The sequence below is a fragment of the Chlorogloeopsis sp. ULAP02 genome, from assembly GCF_038404745.2.
Taxonomy (GTDB): domain Bacteria; phylum Cyanobacteriota; class Cyanobacteriia; order Cyanobacteriales; family Nostocaceae; genus Chlorogloeopsis.
This window is the reverse complement of record NZ_JAYKTT020000033.1, coordinates 14,268-35,089: the sequence shown is the minus strand read 5'-3', so window position 1 is coordinate 35,089 and position 20,822 is coordinate 14,268. Positions and strand designations below refer to the sequence as shown.

16 protein-coding genes and 1 pseudogene are annotated in these 20,822 nt (G+C 42.3%); 16 read left to right on the top strand and 1 reads right to left on the bottom strand.

The features are described 5' to 3' along the window. Positions 1 to 407, bottom strand: a pseudogene (locus U2718_RS14190) (hypothetical protein); the annotation flags it as partial. Positions 408 to 764: 357 nt separating this feature from the next. On the opposite strand from U2718_RS14190, the gene U2718_RS14185 reads away from it, so the two are divergent. The 16 genes from U2718_RS14185 (at position 765) to U2718_RS14110 (ending at position 20,800) form a co-directional block, all read left to right on the top strand. Further along, on the top strand, positions 765 to 2,396 hold the full coding sequence (locus tag U2718_RS14185) for an ATP-binding protein (protein WP_341999856.1): 1,632 nt from the start codon (positions 765 to 767) through the stop codon (positions 2,394 to 2,396). A gap of 62 nt (positions 2,397 to 2,458) precedes the next feature. Next, entirely contained in the window at positions 2,459 to 3,001 is a 543-nt protein-coding gene (locus tag U2718_RS14180; RefSeq protein ID WP_016879184.1) for a DUF192 domain-containing protein, read from the top strand. 341 nt (positions 3,002 to 3,342) lie between these two features. Beyond that, positions 3,343 to 3,945 carry a hypothetical protein gene (locus tag U2718_RS14175; RefSeq protein ID WP_341999858.1) on the top strand — a complete coding sequence of 201 codons (603 nt, stop codon included), beginning with the start codon at positions 3,343 to 3,345 and terminating at the stop codon, positions 3,943 to 3,945. Between the two features lie 96 nt (positions 3,946 to 4,041). Beyond that, complete coding sequence (locus U2718_RS14170; protein WP_341999860.1) at positions 4,042 to 4,362, top strand: hypothetical protein; 321 nt, start codon at positions 4,042 to 4,044, stop codon at positions 4,360 to 4,362. Positions 4,363 to 4,399: 37 nt separating this feature from the next. Continuing rightward, positions 4,400 to 7,282 (top strand): hypothetical protein, encoded by a 2,883-nt coding sequence (locus U2718_RS14165; protein ID WP_341999862.1) that lies wholly within the window; start codon positions 4,400 to 4,402, stop codon positions 7,280 to 7,282. A gap of 34 nt (positions 7,283 to 7,316) precedes the next feature. Next, positions 7,317 to 8,063: a hypothetical protein gene (locus U2718_RS14160; protein ID WP_341999864.1), complete on the top strand. Its 747-nt coding sequence runs from the start codon at positions 7,317 to 7,319 to the stop codon at positions 8,061 to 8,063. Positions 8,064 to 8,121: 58 nt separating this feature from the next. Beyond that, entirely contained in the window at positions 8,122 to 9,276 is a 1,155-nt protein-coding gene (locus U2718_RS14155) for a hypothetical protein (RefSeq protein ID WP_016877654.1), read from the top strand. A 10-nt stretch (positions 9,277 to 9,286) separates the two neighbouring features. After that, complete coding sequence (locus tag U2718_RS14150) at positions 9,287 to 10,069, top strand: hypothetical protein (protein WP_341999867.1); 783 nt, start codon at positions 9,287 to 9,289, stop codon at positions 10,067 to 10,069. Between the two features lie 22 nt (positions 10,070 to 10,091). Further along, complete coding sequence (locus U2718_RS14145) at positions 10,092 to 11,945, top strand: TrbI/VirB10 family protein (RefSeq protein ID WP_341999869.1); 1,854 nt, start codon at positions 10,092 to 10,094, stop codon at positions 11,943 to 11,945. Beyond that, entirely contained in the window at positions 11,942 to 12,766 is an 825-nt protein-coding gene (locus U2718_RS14140; protein ID WP_016877657.1) for a hypothetical protein, read from the top strand. The genes U2718_RS14145 and U2718_RS14140 overlap by 4 nt, the downstream gene beginning before the upstream one ends. Positions 12,767 to 12,768: 2 nt before the next feature. Next, positions 12,769 to 14,247 carry a hypothetical protein gene (locus tag U2718_RS14135; protein ID WP_341999872.1) on the top strand — a complete coding sequence of 493 codons (1,479 nt, stop codon included), beginning with the start codon at positions 12,769 to 12,771 and terminating at the stop codon, positions 14,245 to 14,247. A gap of 103 nt (positions 14,248 to 14,350) precedes the next feature. Then, positions 14,351 to 16,120, top strand: a complete 1,770-nt coding sequence (locus U2718_RS14130; RefSeq protein WP_026087765.1) for a type IV secretory system conjugative DNA transfer family protein — start codon at positions 14,351 to 14,353, stop codon at positions 16,118 to 16,120. Positions 16,121 to 16,167: 47 nt separating this feature from the next. Continuing rightward, positions 16,168 to 18,315: a hypothetical protein gene (locus U2718_RS14125; protein ID WP_341999874.1), complete on the top strand. Its 2,148-nt coding sequence runs from the start codon at positions 16,168 to 16,170 to the stop codon at positions 18,313 to 18,315. 156 nt (positions 18,316 to 18,471) lie between these two features. After that, complete coding sequence (locus U2718_RS14120) at positions 18,472 to 19,386, top strand: hypothetical protein (protein ID WP_341999876.1); 915 nt, start codon at positions 18,472 to 18,474, stop codon at positions 19,384 to 19,386. A gap of 73 nt (positions 19,387 to 19,459) precedes the next feature. Next, positions 19,460 to 19,807 carry a hypothetical protein gene (locus U2718_RS14115; protein WP_411813285.1) on the top strand — a complete coding sequence of 116 codons (348 nt, stop codon included), beginning with the start codon at positions 19,460 to 19,462 and terminating at the stop codon, positions 19,805 to 19,807. Positions 19,808 to 20,107: 300 nt separating this feature from the next. Continuing rightward, on the top strand, positions 20,108 to 20,800 hold the full coding sequence (locus U2718_RS14110) for a DUF6884 domain-containing protein (RefSeq protein ID WP_341999880.1): 693 nt from the start codon (positions 20,108 to 20,110) through the stop codon (positions 20,798 to 20,800). Positions 20,801 to 20,822 lie beyond the last annotated feature (22 nt).

Here is a 20,822-nt window from a genome sequence, read left to right as displayed (position 1 = left end):
TGGCTGGGATGAAACTTGTTCCTCGGCAAATCCCACCACCACCCAATTAGCATCAACGAAACCTTGTTGCGATAGTCGTCCTGCCCGATGCAGTGGGTAGGCTCTCCTGTTGAAAACGAGATAGGTTCATCAACCTCCACATCCAGATGGAGTCCAGTAGTTGGTTCAACAATGAGAAAGTCAGCCGTGTAGTGCAAATCATGCCCCGGCGGCAACATTTTCTGTTGGGGGAAAACTGCATCACCAAAATAATGCTTCAAGACATTCTCAAATAGCTTCTCACTAGCTCCCACAGCCACATCACCCATACCCGAAGGTACAATCACGGGGGCGAATTTCTTATCCCGTACCAATTGAGGAACAAACACCTGGGGAAAGGATGGAACTGGTTTAGATAATTTAGACATAGTTAGTCAAAAGTGTGACATCCTCCCGACGCTAGCTCTGCGATTATGGCGCGGGACACAAGCGCGATTGAAGTTAAATAATAGCCTCTAATACCGTTTCACGTTAATTACGATACAGATGAATTTTGCCCAGACGCGATATATCGCGTCTCTACACAGATTGTATTTGTATCAAAGTTTTTGTGAAATAGTATAACTTCACAAATTACTTAAACATTAAATAGTTTATATCCAGTCTTACAGTCATATTGAAGTTGTGAAAACCAACTAATATTGGATATTTTTTAGAACTAAAATTAGATGCCAAATCTTGAGTAGATAGGGGAAAATGCGCTCTTATACACGTTAAATCGAGCTATGTACAGCTTCCAGATACTCGAAGGGCTGATTCAAGAGGAATACCCTCTCATCGGCTGCGAATCTCCCCTCCAAGAAAGACTGCGCCTACTAGTGCATATCACCCAGTTCTGCCAGAACACCAACCGCAAGTGCTATCTGTGGAACTTGGGGGAAGAAGCTATCAAAGAACTGACAATCAAAGACTCAAAACTAGCAATCAGAGATTTTGCTGAATACACGCCCAAGCCAAGATACAATAAAGAAGATTATTTTCACGTACTCAGCTTTTGGAAAGAATACCAGGAAAGCGGCGTTCTAATTATCGAGAATATATACCCTTGGATTAAGGAAAATAGCTCAAAAGAAACTGATTTTTTCTTAGTATCCGAGTGGATTAAATCTTCACTAATTAATATCAAACTTTACAATCAAAATACTGGTAAAATTGCCCTAATTCTAGGAGCAACTGCTGATATTAGTAGCGATATTGCCGCCGAGATTCTTATCTGGAAACAAGATTTACCTGACGTTAGCGAAATCATCAATTCACTTACTCAAGCAGGCGTATTACCCCCAGAATACACAAAAATAGATGTCCTCACAGTAGCAAATGCCGGGATGGGGTTGTACATATCAGATATACTCAATCTACTCAAGGAAGTTAGAAAAACCACCGACTTCATTAACTCAGAAGAAGTAGCGATCGCTCTCCTCAAACAAAAAATCCAACTCCTCAACCGCCTCTACGATATTGAGTTCCTACCCCCACCCAAAGTCCAACTGGGTGGGTTAGAACTCATGCAAGAATCATTCAAAAAGTTTAAGCGCCTCCTGACCCCTCGCGCCAAACAATACAACTTGCGCGTACCAAAAGGTATTATGCTAGTGGGACCACCGGGGACGGGAAAATCCCACTCCGCGAAAGCCTGCTCGCAAAATATGGGTATTCCCCTCATCATGGTTGATTGGGGTAATTTCCGCAGTTTTGACAATCAAGCCGAAATTAAACTCGAACGCCTGCTAAAAGTAGCAGATAAATTGTCACAAATAATACTGTATTTTGACGACTTTGATAAGGGTTTTGCCGGGGATGATGACCTAGCTAAACGCCTTGCAGGTAAGCTTTTAACCTGGATGCAGGAAAGAACAAGCGACGTGCTAGTGATTGCCTCTGTCAATCGCATGGAATGGTTGCCACCGGAACTTACCCGCGCCGGACGCTTCGACTACCTGTTCAAGGTAGACCTGCCTAACAATGGGGAAAGATATACTATCTTCAAGCTGCACGCTGCCCGATTTGACGAGCGCTTCCGCAATGGCGGCGATCCCTGGAGCGAAGAAGAGTGGCGCAGAATCCTCAAAGCTACCAATAGATGTGTGGGTGCTGAAATTCAGACAATTGTAGAACGCGCCGCCAGCACTATATTCTGCTCAACAGTAAAAGAAGATATCTACTCAGAAGAAAAACTTCCCCCACTCAAACTAACCATTGAAGCATTACTCGAAGAACGCCGTCAAATTAACCCTCTCGCCCTGAGGGAAGCTGACACAGTTGAGTCGATGCGTAACAAAGCTGACCAACAAGCTTTACCTAGCTCACCTCTCGATTCGTCGCGCTTTGCCGTTGGTAACATCGATATTTTTGGTTAGCGATCGCATACATCAAGTTCTTTTTCTAGCCACTTTACCACTTTATTTATCTAAGAAGGATTATGGAAGTCACAAGACAAACAACTCAAACCAGTACTCAAACAAAAGGCGCACAAACTTCAGAGAAAAGCTTGTTCCTCAAAATTCTTAATATTGCCGGGCCAATTGCCGGTTTTACTGCTGCCCTCTCACCCTTACCATACTACTTTTGGACTCGCCAACCCCAGTATCTATCGATTGGTGCAACCTTTACCAGCAACAATCAAACAGTTCAACTCGAACTAGCAGACGATAGAAAAGAATATAACCACGGACTCAAATTTCGTAACTCGATTCCCAATAATCACGGAATGTTATTTGTACTCGACAAACCTGAAAAAGTAAAACTTTGGATGAAGGATACTTACATCCCACTAGACATGATATTTCTCAAAGATGGAAAAATTAAAAATATCGTCAGAAATACACCTCCTTGCAAAACTGAAGAATGTCCTAAATACAGTTCAATTCACCCTGTAAATCAAGTAATTGAATTACCTGCTGGTAGTGCAGATTCTTTAGGACTAAAAATTGGTAAATATATCGAAATAAATTTCAACAAGTAATCTATCTGTTTCTCCTAAAAAAGAATAAAAATAAAACATTCAATCCCTCAAAATATTTATTTGAGGGATTTTTACTTTGCTTAAAGATAGTTTTGAAATAAATTTTTAGCTTTGTCAATCTAACTAGCATTTAAATTTGCTTTAACACTTTGTAGGCAAAAATAGCATCAAAACTTAAACAATTAATCTGATGTATCAAAATTATTGTCCCTCATAGAATAAACACATAAGCAACAAAGCTTTCCAGATTTTAATCAAACCCTAGAAGTGAACTGGAAAGAAAATCTCTGCGACGGCTTCTCTCAAGATAAAAGCAATTCTAATCCCATAATTTCACCCATATGAGAACATACTACGAATCCGAATTTGAAAACGATCGCGTTAAAAGCTACGAGGAAGAATACGGATATCCCACTCAGATCCACCGCAAAAAGCGCAATTGGAAAGAAAACGTCAGCATCGCCGGACTGATGGCAGTTGGTACTGGCTTGATGATTGCAGATATCTCCATCCACCACATGGTAATGGCATCGCTCGCGTTTGCAACTGGTATTGTAGCTTTACTGCCCAAGGAAGCGAACAGCCTACTTTCCAACTTCGAGCGTATGCAGCGCAAGTATGGTATTAATATCTATACTGTCCTGTTCTGCTTGGTAGGTGCAGTATTTATGTTGGATATCGCCGCTGCACCCGCAAACGCTCAGTTCATGCAAAACGCAGAAGACTTTTTCACAGAGTATTTTACAGGTGTTAACGAAGACATTATTAGATACGTATTTGCAGTACTGCGCGGTTTGTTCCTAATTTACCTTGGTATTGGTCTCATTCGGGTCGTTCAAGCTGCTAGAAACGACGAAGATTGGCAAACAATCGCCCGCACACCAATTATCGTTGCCCTCACAGTTGTAGTTGGAGACTTGCTCGCAGGACTGGTAACAGGCTGAGGAGCCACTCGTCAAAAAAGCCACTACACGAGTGGCACTTTTTTGAAGTGTGCCACTCATTTTAAATTCAAAAACTGACTTTTGCCCTTCGTAATCATGACAAGAGTTCGGGAATTTCGTACTGTCAACCGTGTATTGGGAAACCAACCACGCCTCGGGCCATTCCCTGCCGACCAAGTTGTTCCTTGGAGTGCGATCGCCCTCATCTCCTACATGGTAGTCAAAGGCTTTATGCAACAGTCTTGGCTTGCAACAGGAATAGTAACCGCTTGGGGATGGGCAACCTGGTGGACAGTATCTTCCAATAAAGCTTTTTTCGGTAAGTTTATCGGTACACCCCGCATCGTTCGGGGATACAAACCCTTCGTATCGCTAGTTAATCCCCCCCAAGCAGAACCAAGAAAAAAACGCAAATAATCTTTCTCTCTTAAGAAATATTAACGCTTAGATAACTATGATTTCGAGTAAAGAAAAGCCAACTAAAAATAAAGAAAAAATTGGCAGAAAATCCCTCAATACCGAACAACTGGGAGTAGTCAAAAACCTCACTCCGTTTGAAGACATCACTCACTTGGCCGGAATTGCAAGCATCTCACTTGCTGGTCGTAAAGATATCGGTGCGTTAATTCTTAAAAAGAAAGAAGATATTCAAGTTCGCTTCTGTTTCGACATTCAGGGAATTCACCCATCCCTACCCGAAGAACAAATTGTACCTATATTCGAGAACATCGAAGGAGGACTCAAAGAATTACCGGAACGCGAAACCCTGACCATTCACATGGGTTCGTTCACTGATGATACAGCAAGACAGCAAGAACTAAGGAAAATTGAGTCATCATGCAACCTCGAACAGCTAACCCTTCTAATTAGGTCAGAACGCCTGCGTGCAAGAGAACTCACGCAAGCAGGGGTACGCAAGAACAAATTTCTCCGCTTCTGGTGTACTTACACAGTACTTGCAACCGAGGATACTAAAAGTAACGACCCTATCGAAAAAGCTATTAAGCAACTGCAAACCTACTGGCAACAATTTACTGGAGAGATTCATTCAGTTAGACACCAACGTATCGAAACTATCCTCCGCGATAGCTTCACATCCGGGTTCCAAATGTGGGAGCAAATTATCGCTAACACAATGGGTCTATCAACAAAAGTACTTACAGCAGGTGACATTTGGGAAGTTATTTGGAAACAGTTTAACCACTCAGAACCAATCTCCATCCCCAACCCTATTATCCTCAATGACGAGGGACTTAGAGAAGAACAAACCAGCGACTTCCACATCAGACACCTCGTACTGGAAAAGGAACAGTCTGTTCCTTTTGTTGATCGCGCTTGGGTAAAACTCCAAGACAAGTACATCGGCGTACTTCAGTTCAGCGAAAAACCGCAAGGCTGGATAGCTGAATACGACCAACTACGATATCTCTGGGAAGTCCTCTCTCGCGAAAAAATCTCCGACACCGAAATTATTTGCCAACTTAGCAAAGCCAACCAATCGCTTGCCAAAACAGCGGTTCAAAGAATAACTAAACAGTCAATTACATCATCCGCTATGTCTGCGGACAAAGGCAGCATCGATGTCAAAGCCAACATGAACATCGAAGAAGCTGTCAAAGCCCAAGAAACCATGCTCAGAGGGTCTATCCCCATCCACACCGCCCTTGTATTTTGTATCCATAGGAATACACGTCAACAACTAGACGAAGCTTGCAAATATCTTTCCAGTTGCTTCAAAAGACCTGCGGTAGTAGAACGAGAACTCGAATATGCATGGAAAACTTGGTTTCAAACTACTCCCATTATTTGGGAAAATCTACTTACCAAACCCATTAACCGCAGACTCCCCTACTTCTCATCTGAAGTACCCGGACTCATGCCCGTGGTACGTACAGCCACGGGTGATAAATCCGGATTTGAGCTAATCGCCTCAGAAGGAGGAACACCAGTCCACCTCGACTTGTACAACCAGCATAAAAACTTAGCTGTCTTCGGTACCACTAGGGCTGGTAAATCGGTACTAGTTGCCGGATTGCTTACACCAGCCCTTGCTCAGGGTATTCCCGTTATTGCCCTTGACTATCCCAAACCCGACGGTAGTTCGACATTTACAGATTACACGCAATTTTTTGGAGAAGAGGGTGCGTATTTTGACATTAGTAAAGAGGCAAACAACCTATTCGAGATTCCCGATTTAAGGGGGTATGAACCTGAAGTAATTAAAGAGCGAATGACCGATTTCAAGGAATTCTTGAAATCAACTTTAATAACAATGGTGCTGGGGACAAATCCCCTAGGGGTTAGTCCCATCATGATATCAAATATTGAAAGTGTAATTACCCTTAGTCTTGAGACTTTCTTCAATGACGACGATATCAAATTGCGGTACAAACTTGCACTTGAATCAGGAGTAGGCACGCAAGAATGGAATGATATCCCAACACTCCAAGACTTTTATAATTTTTGTTCTCCCGGTTATATCAAACTCGATTCAATTACTAATAATTCAACCGAAATATTAGGTGCACTCGACCAAGTTAGACTGCGATTAAAGTTCTGGCTAAATAACCGAGTTGGGCAATCAATCGCCCGTCCATCTAGCTTCAGAACTGATGCAAAGTTACTTGTATTTGCTTTACGTTCGTTATCATCAGAAGCTGATGCAGCAGTACTGGCACTATCAGCATATGCAGCTGCATTGAGAAGGGCATTATCAAGTCCAAAAAGTATCTTCTTCCTGGACGAAGCGCCGATTTTGTTCTCCTTTGAGTCAATTGCCGAGCTAATTGGTCGCCTGTGCGCTAATGGTGCAAAAGCTGGTATTAGAGTAATTTTATCGGCACAAGAACCTGAAAGTATCTACCAAAGTAAGTCTGCTCCCAAGATTTTTGCTAACCTCACAACTCGTCTTATTGGTCGGATTCAAACATCAGCAGTAGAGCCATTTATAGTAAGATTCAAATACCCAAGTGAAATCATCTCTCGCAACAGCACGGAAACATTTTTTCCCAAACAAGAAAGTATTTACTCGCAGTGGTTGCTCGACGACAACGGTAAACTTACCTTCTGTCGGTATTACCCTGCTTATTGCTTGCTTGCAGCAGTAGCGAATAACCCTAGCGAGCAAGAATTACGTACCTTATATCTCAATAAATATAAAGATAATCCCATGTTGGGAATGGTGAAATTCTCCGAAGCATACGTGCAGATGATTCGTAAAGAAGAACCAACAGCAGAAACTAGAGAACTATTAAATTCAAATAATAAAAAACCAGTACTAAAAGTACAAACTCCAGAAGAAAAAACATTAGACGAAAACTCTAAACAAGTGGCTTAAATTAACTGCCACATCCATAACTAGTAAGTAGATTATGAAACAAAAATTAAAGCTCAAATCCAAGCAAGGATTAATTATTGGGTCGATAATTGGGATAATTACCCTGATTGGATCTGCACCTAGTTACGCATTCTCAATCGAAGATTTCTTTAATGAAATTTTGGGCGAACTCAATAGCTATTTTGAAGAAACTAAAAACGAAATCACCGCCGCAATAAATGAAAGTTGGGGTGGACTCAAAAATGAGGCTAAAACTGCTACTACTAACTCGACTGGCAGTATGGGTATGCCCGATCCAGTAAACTCAGCCAACAAGCTCAAAGAGCAACTCAAACAAAAGGGTTTCTGGAACGAAAGCAATACCGTTGAGGGTGCAGTATCGGCAGCAAACGAACTAGAGCGCGAAACCACCCGCGCCACAGTTGAAAGTGTCCTGGGAGAGCAAGGGCAGGAACGTACCAAAAAGGAAATTGAAGCAACCCAACAAACTGTAGCCGAGGCAAAAGAACTCGCGGAATCTGCACAAACAATGGATGCTTCACAAAACATCCTCAAGGTAATTGCAGCCCAAAACTCACAAATTGTTTCAATGTTGGGACAATCCCGTACTGACGGACTGCAAGCACGACACGATGCCCAGCAAACTAACCTGATGCTCAGTCAAATCGCTGAACAAAATGCTGCTGCAAGACAAAGAGAAAATGTAAATCTTGACGCCCTGTCCAGTCAATTAATGGAAATATCTGGTTACAGCAATCTTAGATCAACAGCGGTGGAATAACCTACAAATCATCTCTTAGTTTTTCTAAGAGATGGTTCAGATAAATGTTAAGAATACGATGAATCTAATTTTCTTCGGTTTTTTTTATTACAGTCCAGACGACTTTTTTGGACAAGACCTTTTAAAAACAGCCGCCAATGTTAGTGAAACGATTTCAGAAAGCTTTAATGAACTTTGGCAAGAAACTCTTGATGGCAATTTATATATCTCGATGTGTAATGTAGCTACTTTTTTCGCTCTTGCTACACTTATCTTTTTCATGGTAGAACTTGCCAAAAATTGGATTAATCAAGAAGACATGAAAGCCCTATCAAGTTGGATATGGCCCATCCTTGTGATCGGATTACTAGCTAGTAATGGTGCATTACTCAAAAGCGGAACACTTGCAATCCGAGGTTATATCAATATTATCAACAACGATGTACTTAAATTCACAGCAGCTGGCTCAAATCTAGAGGTAGCTTATAACCGAGCTGTTGGAAATATTTTATTAAAAGACCAAGTAGGAAAAGCAATGGAACGCTGCCGTTCTTTGCCAGGTACAACTGAAGACAAAATACAATGCTTTGACCAAGCAGAAAAAGAACTTAGAAAAACCGCACCCAATCTTTTTAAAGGAGATGCGCCTGGTTCCGGAAGCTGGGAATTCGGACCTCTAGCAGCTTTAGATGCAGCTAAAGATGCACTGTCAAGTCTAAATCCTGCTGAGATAGGGTCAAAATTAGCTTCAAGCATTACTGGCTACATTGGTGACCAAATCGTCTCTTTCGTCAGCGTTCTTTTACTCGGATTAAATGTAGCCTATCAGTGGGGAATCGAATTCACAATGCTGCTAACCGCTCTCCTTGCTCCACTAGCAGTAGGTGGTTCGCTACTCCCCTACGGTACTAAACCAATTTTCGCCTGGTTAACTGGCTATTTCTCAGTGGGAATGGCAAAACTCTGCTTTAACATCATGATCGGGCTGTGCGGACAATTAATCGCTACATCTGAATCCAGTCAGCCAATGATTTTTCTCCTATTTGTAGGTGTGTTTTCTCCCATACTTGCATCTGCATTAGCTGCTGGTGGCGGACTCGCAGTTTGGACAGGATTAGGCAAAGCAGCTGAATTTACAGTCGGAGTTGCCACACAAGTTGCTAGTGCTGCCGCAACGAGTGGTTCCTCAATTGCAATTAATGTATCTAAATCTATCGCCTCAAAAGGTAAATGATTAATCAATTATGGTTAAATCAAAAACAAAATCGCAACCGCTTCGCCTCCTCAGTTACGGTCAATCGACTTCAACACCAGTTGCGATCGCAACTGGTGTAGGTGCAGGAGCAGGCATACTTTCTCTTCTACTACAATTTATAGTTTTTGGAATAAGTTCTGGTACAAACCGTTATGTCAAAGGCATGACAGTTGTTCAACTCCAAGATGGTTCTATCTCCCCTGGAAGATTTGTCGGCCCCTACGAACGTGATGACGAAACTATTAAAAGATTTATCTCAGATAGCATGATTAAAATGTTCGGTTGGAACGGAATTATCGAAGCAACCGAAAATGGTGAAAACATCACCAAACAGGATAAAGGAATAGATATCCAGACAAAAAGAAATAACAGAAAAAAAATTCCAACTAGAGCCTGGGAAGCAGCATTTGCACTATCTGAAAATCAAGATTTTCGGGCAAATTTTATTAAAAAATTAGCAGAAATTGTTCCAAGTGGTGTATTTAACGGTGAAGTTCAAGTCTCACTCGTAACTCGCCATATCTCCGAACCCAGAAAAATTAAAGATGGAAGATGGGAAGTTGATTATATCGGTACGCTGGTAAGCTTTAATCGAAGCGAAAACCAAGGTAAAGGAATCACCTTCAACAAAACAATTACTGTCGAGGCTATTGATACTCCCAAGTTGCCAGCCAAACCAACCGAATTTGATAAAAAAATTCATTTAGCTAGACGCTCAGGTCTGGAGATTACCCAAATCGTTGATTATAACCTCGGTAAAAAAGAAAAGTAATTAGTAATTACTCAATAAAAATATGTTGCAGTTACAAGACGACACTCCAAATCATCATAAATTTTCTTCTGTAGATAGTCTTCTACCAATTGATGAAGATAAAAAACCTGTAGAAGATGGAATAGCAAGTACGGAAGATGAGGTAATTGACGAAGAGGAAATTGAAGCAGAAGACCCTGCATTAGTACAAACCAAACACGATTTTGTCACATCTCCCTGGTCAAGATTGGGTATCATCGGAGGTGCGTTTGGAGTAGGTTTTATACTCATGTTTGTCGTTCTCAACGGGATGATAAACGGCGGTGGCAATAATGCTCAAAAACCAGAAGTAATCCCTACTTCCACTCCCACAGTTACCTCATCTGAAAAAGAAGAAGGGGATATTTACGCCAAACTCGCTCTCGCCAAACAGCAAGAAGAACTCGACGCGTTAAATGGTAAAAAAGGCGAGAAGGAAGACGAAGTGGAAGATATTGAGGAGGATAAATCTAAAGAAAAAGCGCGCCCTACTCGACAACAAAAGGTAGTTACAGGGCAAACTACCCCTACTTCCAGAAGGCACGTATATGGGAAACAAGACCCTGAACCAGTTGGGATAAGACGCACAAAAGTCGCTTCCCAACCAATACCATCTCTGCGTCCTAGCGCCCCTTTGCCAAAAAATCCTTCTCCTAAGAGTTCCAGCCTTGCTCCCAATCTACTGGCAAAAGTTACCAAACAAACAGCTAATGACAACCAAACCATTGCCAAAGACCCCCTCGCCGAGCTCGAACGCCTGCGTAGTCTAGGTTCGGTTGGTCGGGTTGAGTATACGTTAGCCAGCACTACTGTAAGCGAATCCACAAACACAACAGTAGAAGAAGTGAGTGCAACTGAAGAAACAGTAAGTCCAGCACAACAAAATACCAATCGCTCTCGTCGTCGCCGTAGCCGCCGCAGCGAGAATACCGAAACAGTTACCAATACCTCTAATCAAGTTGAAGAACTTCGCCCGCGTTGGCAACCTGTAAATACAAACGACAGTACTCCAGAATATACAAATACTAGTGACGGACAGAACAATCAAGCCGTGCCAGTTATTTATAGCTTCTTGCAAGAAGTACAAACTAGCTTGGAAGAAAATACCTTAAAATCCAGTCTTGCTAGTAATCAACAGAACAATCAGCTTAAACAAGTTGCATCTGGTTACCTGCCAGAAGAAGCCCAAATTCTAGAGGAAAAACAACCAAAGTATCTAGTTGTTGGTTCGTTTGCAAGCGCAACCCTAATCACCCCGCTCGTTATGCCCGAAACCAACAATAACAGTCGTTTGCAGGAGCAGACAAATACGCTCAGATTTGTCGCCCAATTGGACGAACCTCTTTATAACAATACTGGTGAGATTGCCATTGGGGCAGGAACGCTCTTAAGTATCACCATGATTTCGGTTGATAGCACATCAGGCGTGCGTGCCGAAGTCACAGCCATCCTTAAGGATGGAACCGAGTATCCAGTATCACCCGGAACGATATCAGTTTTGGGAGAGGCAGGTTCACCCCTAATCGCCAGACCTCACGACGACAAGGGATCTGAAATTGCCAAATATGACGCCACCTTGGGGACAATAGCTGGTCTTGCCAAGGTAGGGGAAATTATCAACCAGCCGGATGAAGAAGTCACAGAAGATTTGCCTTTAGGTGGGACAAGAACCCGCAGCCGCAATAACAACAGCAACCTTGCAGCTGCCTTCCTTGAAGGTGCCTTTAGCAAACTTAGCGAAACAGTTAGCAAGCGGACAGAGCGTGCCACTGATGAAATCAACCGCCGTCCTAACGTCTGGTATGTACCTAAAAATACCAGAGTTACTATTAAAGTCGATAGGTCAATCAAACTGTGAAACTCAGATATATAGACAGCTTTAGTTTAATTACCCCCTGCGCGATCGCCTCTGTACTTACACTAAATCAAGTTGTACTGGCCAATACTATCCGTCAAGTTGCAGCGTCCCAGGTGTCAGGGGAAAATGCCAAATTGCAGACAGTTAAAGTCTGGCCCGGGCATGGGGTATCGATTTCATTTTACCGCACCGGAGAAACTATCAAGAAAATCTGGTTGGATGACCCCTCAAAGTTTGTTTTTGATGTAGATGGATGCTTGGAAGGGTTAGGCAGATGTTCTGGGAAGAGTACAGGGGCTGGATTTATACACATCCGCCGGATCGAGAAAGTCAAAATACCTGGTTTGCCACCAGCTTCCTACGGCGCACACATGACGGTAATCACCGAAGCTGGAGGAACGCGCAAATCTTATCATTTTCGGATAGTATCAGGCACTGGCGCACCACAGTACAGCCAAATTGAAATTATTGGCGATACAACACCAAACAAACCTGAACAGGTAGAACCAAAAGTTAGTTATCTCGCCCTATCTGACAGCAGGTATATCGCCAAAGGAATGCAAGTTGCACTTTATAAGCAGTGGATTACTGTGGATAGCAAACTTTGGAAGCGGCTGAATCAACTTGTTGAGTTACGTTCCCAAGGAGAGGAACTAGTCATCGCCGCCAGCAATGCCGGAGTATCAATGCAGTTGGTTGAAAAACTCATGTCGCTAGGAGGAAAACGCTTCATAGAAATGCCTCCTCTCAACGTTGATACAAATAATACCCAACTTGGACAACCTACATCGCCGAATCTAGTTGTTGAAAGCAAGAGATAACTATGGAAACCAGAGATTTCGCAACAGACAACCAAATAATTAAAGTAATATATATTACAAACGAAGAAATAAACCAACAGAAAAAAACCATCCAAGTAAATGATGAAATAGCCGCAATTGTCCCGGTACAAACAAAAGTAGCCAGCCAACCGAAAAACTTACCCAGCAAGGGATACCAATGGCGGGAACAAAAAATGAATACATGGCGGTATCTCATGGCTGCCGGGATGATAGCAGGACTCGTCCTGCACGGGTTAATCCGGTTTGGAGGTAATTACAATATCGGTAGCCTTCTATTTGGAGAGAAAGCTTTAGCCCAGACAGTTGCATCGAAGTATTCAAATTTGAATCATTCGGTTAATCTTACCAAACAAGCCAAAACCGCCAATAAACAACCTATCGCAGTTAAATACGTCAACGGTGCACCTACTCCTGATTGGAGTAATATCACGTTCAAAAATATGAAGTTTGGGGAAGGGGGTAGTGTTGAATTCCCCAATATCAACAATCCTGGGATGAAGGAAAGCCGCACCTGGAGTGCCGGACAAAGCCTTTCCGAAGTCATGGAATTAGGCGATTTTGAGGCAACTGAGTTCAATATTGAAGATTTCACGCTTGAAGACATCGCCAACATCACAGGTATTAAACTCAAAGACCTCAAACTATCTGACTTTGAGACACTAAAGTGGCAAACACTCGAAGACCTTGCTTTATCTATTCCTAATTTAGAAGATTTGGAAGTGGGAGCAATCCCACCAATTCAAGAACTAGTAACCAAAGTTACAGGCAACGCCGCAGATTACCAAACTGTTGGTGAGGTGTTAGACAACTATCCCGAACTGGGAGAAGCCGAACTCGGTAAGTATGTCAAACTCGATAAGTATAAGCTAACCAGCATCCCTGGCATTGAGGATGCACAGCTAAAAGACTTCACGAACTGGCAAAACACAACAATTGATCAGGTTCCAGGATTAGTTGATGTTCCGTTTGACCAGTTCCCCAATGTACCAATTCCCGATGTTAGCTTTATCGGCAAGGTAGACTTACCCCTCGGTTCGCTTGAAAGCGGACGCTGGAAATCAATAAGCGGTAGCTATCAAGCTGGGTTCAACGTTTCGTGCGAGAAAAGGTGTGGTCATATCGAAGTTTCGGGGAGTGATATAGTCGTTGGTGCACAGTGGATGTCTGGTAAAGACCAAAAGGTAAAAGGCGGGTTCGGCATTTTGGGGAACCTTAACGGCGGAAAAGAACCTACAGGAAGACATCCCTTCGGCAAATCATTCAAACAAGTCATTTGGGACATTAACGAGGCGGACGGCAGTATTAGCACCGCAATGTTCTTCCGTATCTGCAAGCGTGGATGGATTGATTTAGGCTGCTCGCCTTACTTCATTGGCCCCGTTCCCTTCTTCACCTATCGGGAAATAGATCCAATTATCCTTGGTACTCCCCTCAGCGTGCCCAAAAAAGTAACCCCCTAAGTTTCCTCAATCTCCTCAACACACCAATACGAAATACGAGGAAATATGCAATGAAAAAATCGCATATTTCTTCGATTTCCTTATGCAAAATTAACGCATATTAATTATGAATTACTTATTGGCAACAGCCAAAACTAAAACTGTTAGGGAAGTAAAGGCTGATAAAAAAAGCAGCAATCAAGACTTTAGTAAATATACAGATAAGCTAATCTCACCCCAAGGCTTGGTACTTGCAGGGGGAATTGGCTTATTGTTGCTTTTACAGCTTTTTAGTAATGGCAAAAAAGGCAAGCTTGCTACTAGCTATTGGGGTGGAGCAAAGGAAACCGCCCAAGCTAAGAAAAAAGCTCTCAAACAAATCACTTCTCCTAAATACGACAGTGCCAGCTTGTATATTGGAGTACATAGATATAAAGGTCAAAAACCACCAAAGGGGAGTGGGGGAGTCCCTGTTTATGTACCCGATGTCCAACGCGGGACTGCCGTAATTGGTGCACCTGGTAGCGGTAAATCTTTCTCAGCTATTAACCCGATGATTTACTCAGCAATTGACCAAGGTTTTGGTATTATTATATACGATTTTAAATACCCCAGTCAAGCCAAAATCGCCAGTTACGCTAAATCAAAGGGGTATGACGTACATATCTTCGCACCGGGATTTCCTGAATCGGAGGTATGTAACCCAATCGATTTTTTACGCGACAGTAGTGATGCTGAGACTGCACGGCAGTTAGCTACAGTTATCAACAAAAACTTCCGCCTGTTAGGAAATGCCTCTGAAGATGCATTCTTTGGCCCCGCCGGCGACCAGTTGACGCAGGCTATTTTAATGCTAACCAAAGAGTTTGGTGAGTACGCAGACATTATGACCGCAGCGGCTATCCTGTCGAGCGAAAAGATGGTCGAACGCCTAATGGCTGCTAGCCTTAACCCGTGGATACGGATAGCTTTTGGTCAATTATTTAGCTCGGCTGGCTCGGAAAAGACCATCGCCGGTATCGCAGGTACCGCTAGTTTAATGTTTACCCGCTTCATGGCGAAAAACACTCTCGGTTGCTTTATTGGTAAGACTACCTTGCCACTGGAGGTAGGCAAGAAGCAGATGATTATATTTGGGTTGGACAGGGAACGTAGAGATGCAGTGGGTCCTTTGATGACCTCTATTATGCATATGACCGTCGCCCGCAGTATCGCCAAAAAGCGGAAAGAAACTGGGCCGCTTGTGGTTTCTGTCGATGAACTGCCGTCAATTTTCTTACCAGACTTATTTAAGTGGCTCAACGAATCACGTTCTGAAGGATTCTGCGGTATCCTCGGTTGGCAAAACATGGGACAGTTAGAAAAAATCTATGGTAAGGAAATCGCCAAAGCTATCCTCGGTGCGTGCGGTACAAAGTTTGTGTTCAACCCAGGTGAAGAAGAATCCGCAAGGATTTTTAGTGCTTACCTTGGTGAAGAAGAAATTAAATATAAGCAGAAATCCCGGTCAATGGTCGGGGGGAAAACTAGTATTTCAATCTCCGACCAAGAGAAAACTCGGAAATTATTTGAGCCTGCTCAGTTTCTCAAGTTACCACCCGGTAAATGCGTATTTATTAACCCTGCTTATGATAATAGAAAAGAGGGTTCTGTACCCATATTAAAAAATATTAAAGTACCAAAATATATCATTGGACTGGAGGAAGAAAACAGCAAAAATTGGGACAAACTTATCAATAAGCTTGCTCGTAAAAGTACTCAAAAACGACCAACTCAAGAAGATTTAGATATTAGGATAAAAGAGGTAGATAAGCGTTTCCCGATTCCCCAAGCACCCGTACAAGCAGGAAATGCACCATTGCCTGTGGATAGCTATAAGGAATTTTTCTCATGATAAATACAAAACTTATCAGTATTTCTCGATAGATTACCAAAACCACCATGTTCGACACCCAGCAACAAAAAATAACAGATAACTATCTTCAAATAACCAGTACCACCAGCCAAGCAGCTTTAGATTTAGCCAAAATCCTGATTGAGACTTATAAAAAGATTAGGGAAATACTTAAAGAAAGAGAAGAAGCAGATAAAATCGCAATCACAATTGGTAAGGATACTTACAATCTGATCCCCGATGAATCTACCCCTGGAGCTTACAAATGGCAAAAAATAGACTTATGCGACCCTCAAAATCATCAAGTTATTACCCAAGGAGAAGGCGCACAAATAACAGATTTTCAAGCCCAAACTATTGCCATTCATCTAGTACAAGATGTACCAGATTTAGATGATAATCAACCTGGAGATTACGAAGCAGCTATTAAAATAACTGCCTATACCTCTTCAGGTAATAAAATTATCATTTATGAACAAGATGATGAAGGTAAATGTAGGACTAACTTAATTACAAAAAACCTTTCTCAAGATGAAATTATTGATGTAGCTTACGAACCAATAGTAAAGTTACTACCTGCTTCATCTGATATTGTCAAGAATTACCAAGATACTAAAGAATTTATAGAAGGTCAGGAAAGCGATTTACAATCTGAAACTAATATAGATAACCAACCTTCAAATCTCGAAAATTCTGAGTCCACTGTATCAACTATACCCCCAGAAACAGTAGAAAATCAGCCAGGTAAAGTAGAAGAAAACCTCAAAGAATTTGTCAGCAGTAATCTTCAGGAAAAAGTAGAAAATAAAGAAAACTATACTTCAGAAGAAATACCAGTTACCAGTAATAAAAAGCTCGTTGAGGAAGAAGAGAAAAGCGCGATCGCAAAGCGCGCAACCCCCAAAAAGGAAAGTTTGGAGGAAGAGGAACAATATGCTGCCGAGTATACTTACCAACAGGTAGCAAAAACGCCAAGGGTAGAACCACAAGCGCAGCAGTGGGCACGCCAGGTAGAAGTACCTGTATACGAGATAAAAAACAAACAAGCCCAAAAAGAACGCTACAACGGCGAAAACAAAGATATCGCCAAAGCTGCAACCGAGATGCTAAAAAAATACGGCACCATTGAGCAGGATGGTTCCCGCATTTATAGAAGTGATGCCTTTGTAATTCGGCAAGAGGGAGACACTATTAACATTCACCGCCGCAGTGACGAACTTCACTCTTGGAAAAATTCACTCTTTGAGTTCAAACCCGGTAAGGGAAACAAAGAACCCAAATTTACCAAACACAATCAAGAAATGTTAGGCGTGGAACGCCAAGAATTCCTGATGGTAGGCGAACACCTGCAAGATAAGGGAACGCTACCCGATCTCAGTACTTCAGACATCCGAGATGTAGCTAACACCCTCGGCAGTCTCGCTCCCGTTGGCACTATCAAAACCCTAGAAGTGTTCAAACAAAACGAGATGTTGGACACTCTCAACAATACACTTTTGGCAGTGGGGAAAGATGAACTTACTGTAGGGGAATTTACCATTAAGCGTACCCGCGAGCCCCAAGGCAAGAAAGCCAGCTTGCAATTATTTAAAAAAACTGAGGAAAGGGGTACTCAGGAATTAGTCAAGTTCGAGTTAACCAAAACAGAGGAGGGGATAAAAAAAGAAGTCGCCAAGATGAATATCAGCGATTATGACATCAACCAGGTAAAGTTTATTGCCCAAAATGCCAGCAAGCTCAATCTTGAACAGATATTCGAGGGCGGACAAACAGCACAAGTCCAAGAACCCCAACAAATCCAAAGTGCAGGTGATATCCCTGTTAAAGCACATCCTTACATTGCTCAAGAGTGGGCAGAGATGACAAGAAAAGGAGGTCCAGCCTGGGGAGAGGCGGTCAACCAGGGTAATGAGGAAATCCTGCAAAAGCTTAAAGACAACGATGGTAAGTTGCCGCTTGCAGACCAGCGGGAAATGTACCTCAAAATCATGACCCACAAAACAAACGAGGCACAAAGGCTTGGGGAAAGCATCATCGAGTTCACCCCCCTCAAATACATCATGCAGGACTTGCAACAATGGCGGGCTGAAGAAATCAAACAGCACTTTACCCCCACCCAGGTTGTTAGCTTCCCTCAAAAGCAAACAGTCGCCGCTGCTACACCTCAAGGGAAATCCAAAGAAATAGAAATGTGACGTTTCACCGCAGAAATCCCTTGGGAATCATAGGGCGTGAAAACCCACTAGTGATGGGTTGAAATTCAACAAAACTTCATCCTAGTTAAAAGCAAAAAAATATAAATCACTACATGCGAGCTGACGCAGTTAGATCAAAAACAACTAGTTAGCCGTATGAGTTTAACTTCAGAATTAAATAATAAAGAGTCACCCATCAGAAAGTGGTTTGATAAAAGGTTTAATACAGCAGTAGCAAGGATCATCACAAGCCACAATCAATTATTATTTCAACAGCAAATTATTCAACCAGCAGAGGGGACAGACTTCCCACTTACGGGAAATGCTGTAAGCAAAGCACTCAGCAAATACTTAGGACTAATTTACAACCAGAAAGACTGGTACAAGGGGTGCATACCACTTACAGGCGCACAACTGCTAAAAATAGAACACGCATTTGACTACTGTATTGCAGAGTCCAACTCCCTCGAAGAAGAAGCACTCAAGTGTATGATACTGAGTACATTAGAAAATTATGTTCGGACTAGAGAAATCCACGAAATACTCCAACCATTTCTCCAAGGAGAAAACCGTCTAAACCCAGAAGCTAAATATTTCAGCAGGTGGTTACCTACCATCCAAGATACAGCACAAATTATCGGCATATTACCCCATGCTTGGGAAACAGTTAAAAATCAAATAACTCCAGGTAAAATCATCTGCAATGGTTCATTTTCACTAAGCGAATTGATCGGAGGTGCAGACTATCAAATCTTAGTAGGAAATACCCTGGTTGATATTAGGACAACCGCAAAACGTCGTCCATGCACACTGGAAAACTTTTACCAACAAATTAGCTACTGTCTGCTTGATAGCGATGATATCTACAAAATTAACCAGCTTGTATGGTTCTACAGCCGCCAGCAGTCTGCATTTTGCTATCCAACTAGCAAGCTGTTTCGAGATATTAAAGCCACAAGAGAAGAGTTCAAGAAGATGATACTTGCCAATTATGGATATAACAGAAAGCTAGATTGTATCAAGCAAAAACTTTCTCTTCATCCCAATTTTCAACTGTATCTAGAACTCTAAAATTCTATGAAACCTGTATGCAAATACAGGTAATTTTTCTTTACTACCACGGCCAATACTCGCTTTTTTAATAGTGAGTAATTGGGTTAAAATGATGAAAGCAGGTTTTGATGCGGTGTTGGGAAAAAGAGATTATCTTAAGTTAAATAATAAGAAAGTCGGAATATGGGAACTAACTGAGTACCAGCCCACTGGATGGCTGTGTTCGCTAACAATAAAACCTGAAGTAATCCCCAAAAATAGTCCAATCATCCACGACTGTGGTGCATTTGGGTACCGGGAACAAGACTATCCCACCATCGACGGACAGTATGTTAACGCACATTATGCAGCCAACCGATATCGAGAGCGCAGCCGCCCTGGCGATATTGTAACTTGCCCCGATAATCTACTGCTTAGAAATATTGACTGGCGGCGGTAATATAATCTCCAACAGGCACAGACTTTTATCAAGATAGCGGAGGAAAAACTGCCCGGTAGAACACCCCTCGCCGTCATTCATGGACTCTCTCTCCAAGAGAAAATAGAGTATGGTGTTAAACTATACCAATTTGGTTATAAGCACTTCGGAATAGGAGGACTAGCACAGCAAGCGAAAGAGTATTCAACAAACCTGTACATTATAAAAACAATCGTTCAGAAGATACGTTCTCAAGGTAAAAGCATCCACTTCCACATTTTCGGACTCTGCTCGCCGCAATACGCCAAAACCTTTTTTGAGATGGGTATTAGCTTTGATGGCTCAACACACGCTAGAGAAACCTTTAGCAGCAACACAGTTCTATTCAACAATGGGGAAAGCCTGACTAGATGTCCAATGCATCAAGCAACCAGGTGCAACTGTCGGACTTGTGCGATCGCACGAAGTCATCGCATAAACCCTCAGCAGATAAACAACCGCCCAGCAAGCATTATGCGGTTGGCACACAACCTTAACTCGCTACTGGCAACTTATCACTATCTCAGTAAACCAAAAACTCTTTACCTTGTCGCCGGATGCGGGAAACAAACCAATCAAAAAGCAGCGGCGAAGGAAGTTTATTGCTCCCAGCACTTCCAGGCTTGTCGCAAGTATGCCCAAAGCCAAGGGGGATGGAAAATCCTTTCTCCCTTATATAAAGTTCTGGAACCAGAAGAAATAATCTCGCCCTACGATTTATCCCCCCGTTCCCTATCCCCAAACGAACACCAGCAGTGGGCGCAGGAAGTAGCCCGCAGAATCATGCAGAAAACCAACCCAGATACAGAAATTATCTTCCTTACTGTTAAGCTGTATCAAAAGCAAGTAATTCCTATATTAAAGGCGCACAAATACGTTATTAGGACACCAATGGAAGGTTTGGGTATTGGACAGCAAATTAGGTGGTTAACAGACAAATTATCTGCATCCAAACAACTCGAACTCAAGATATAAAATGATAGTTAACTGGCTATTC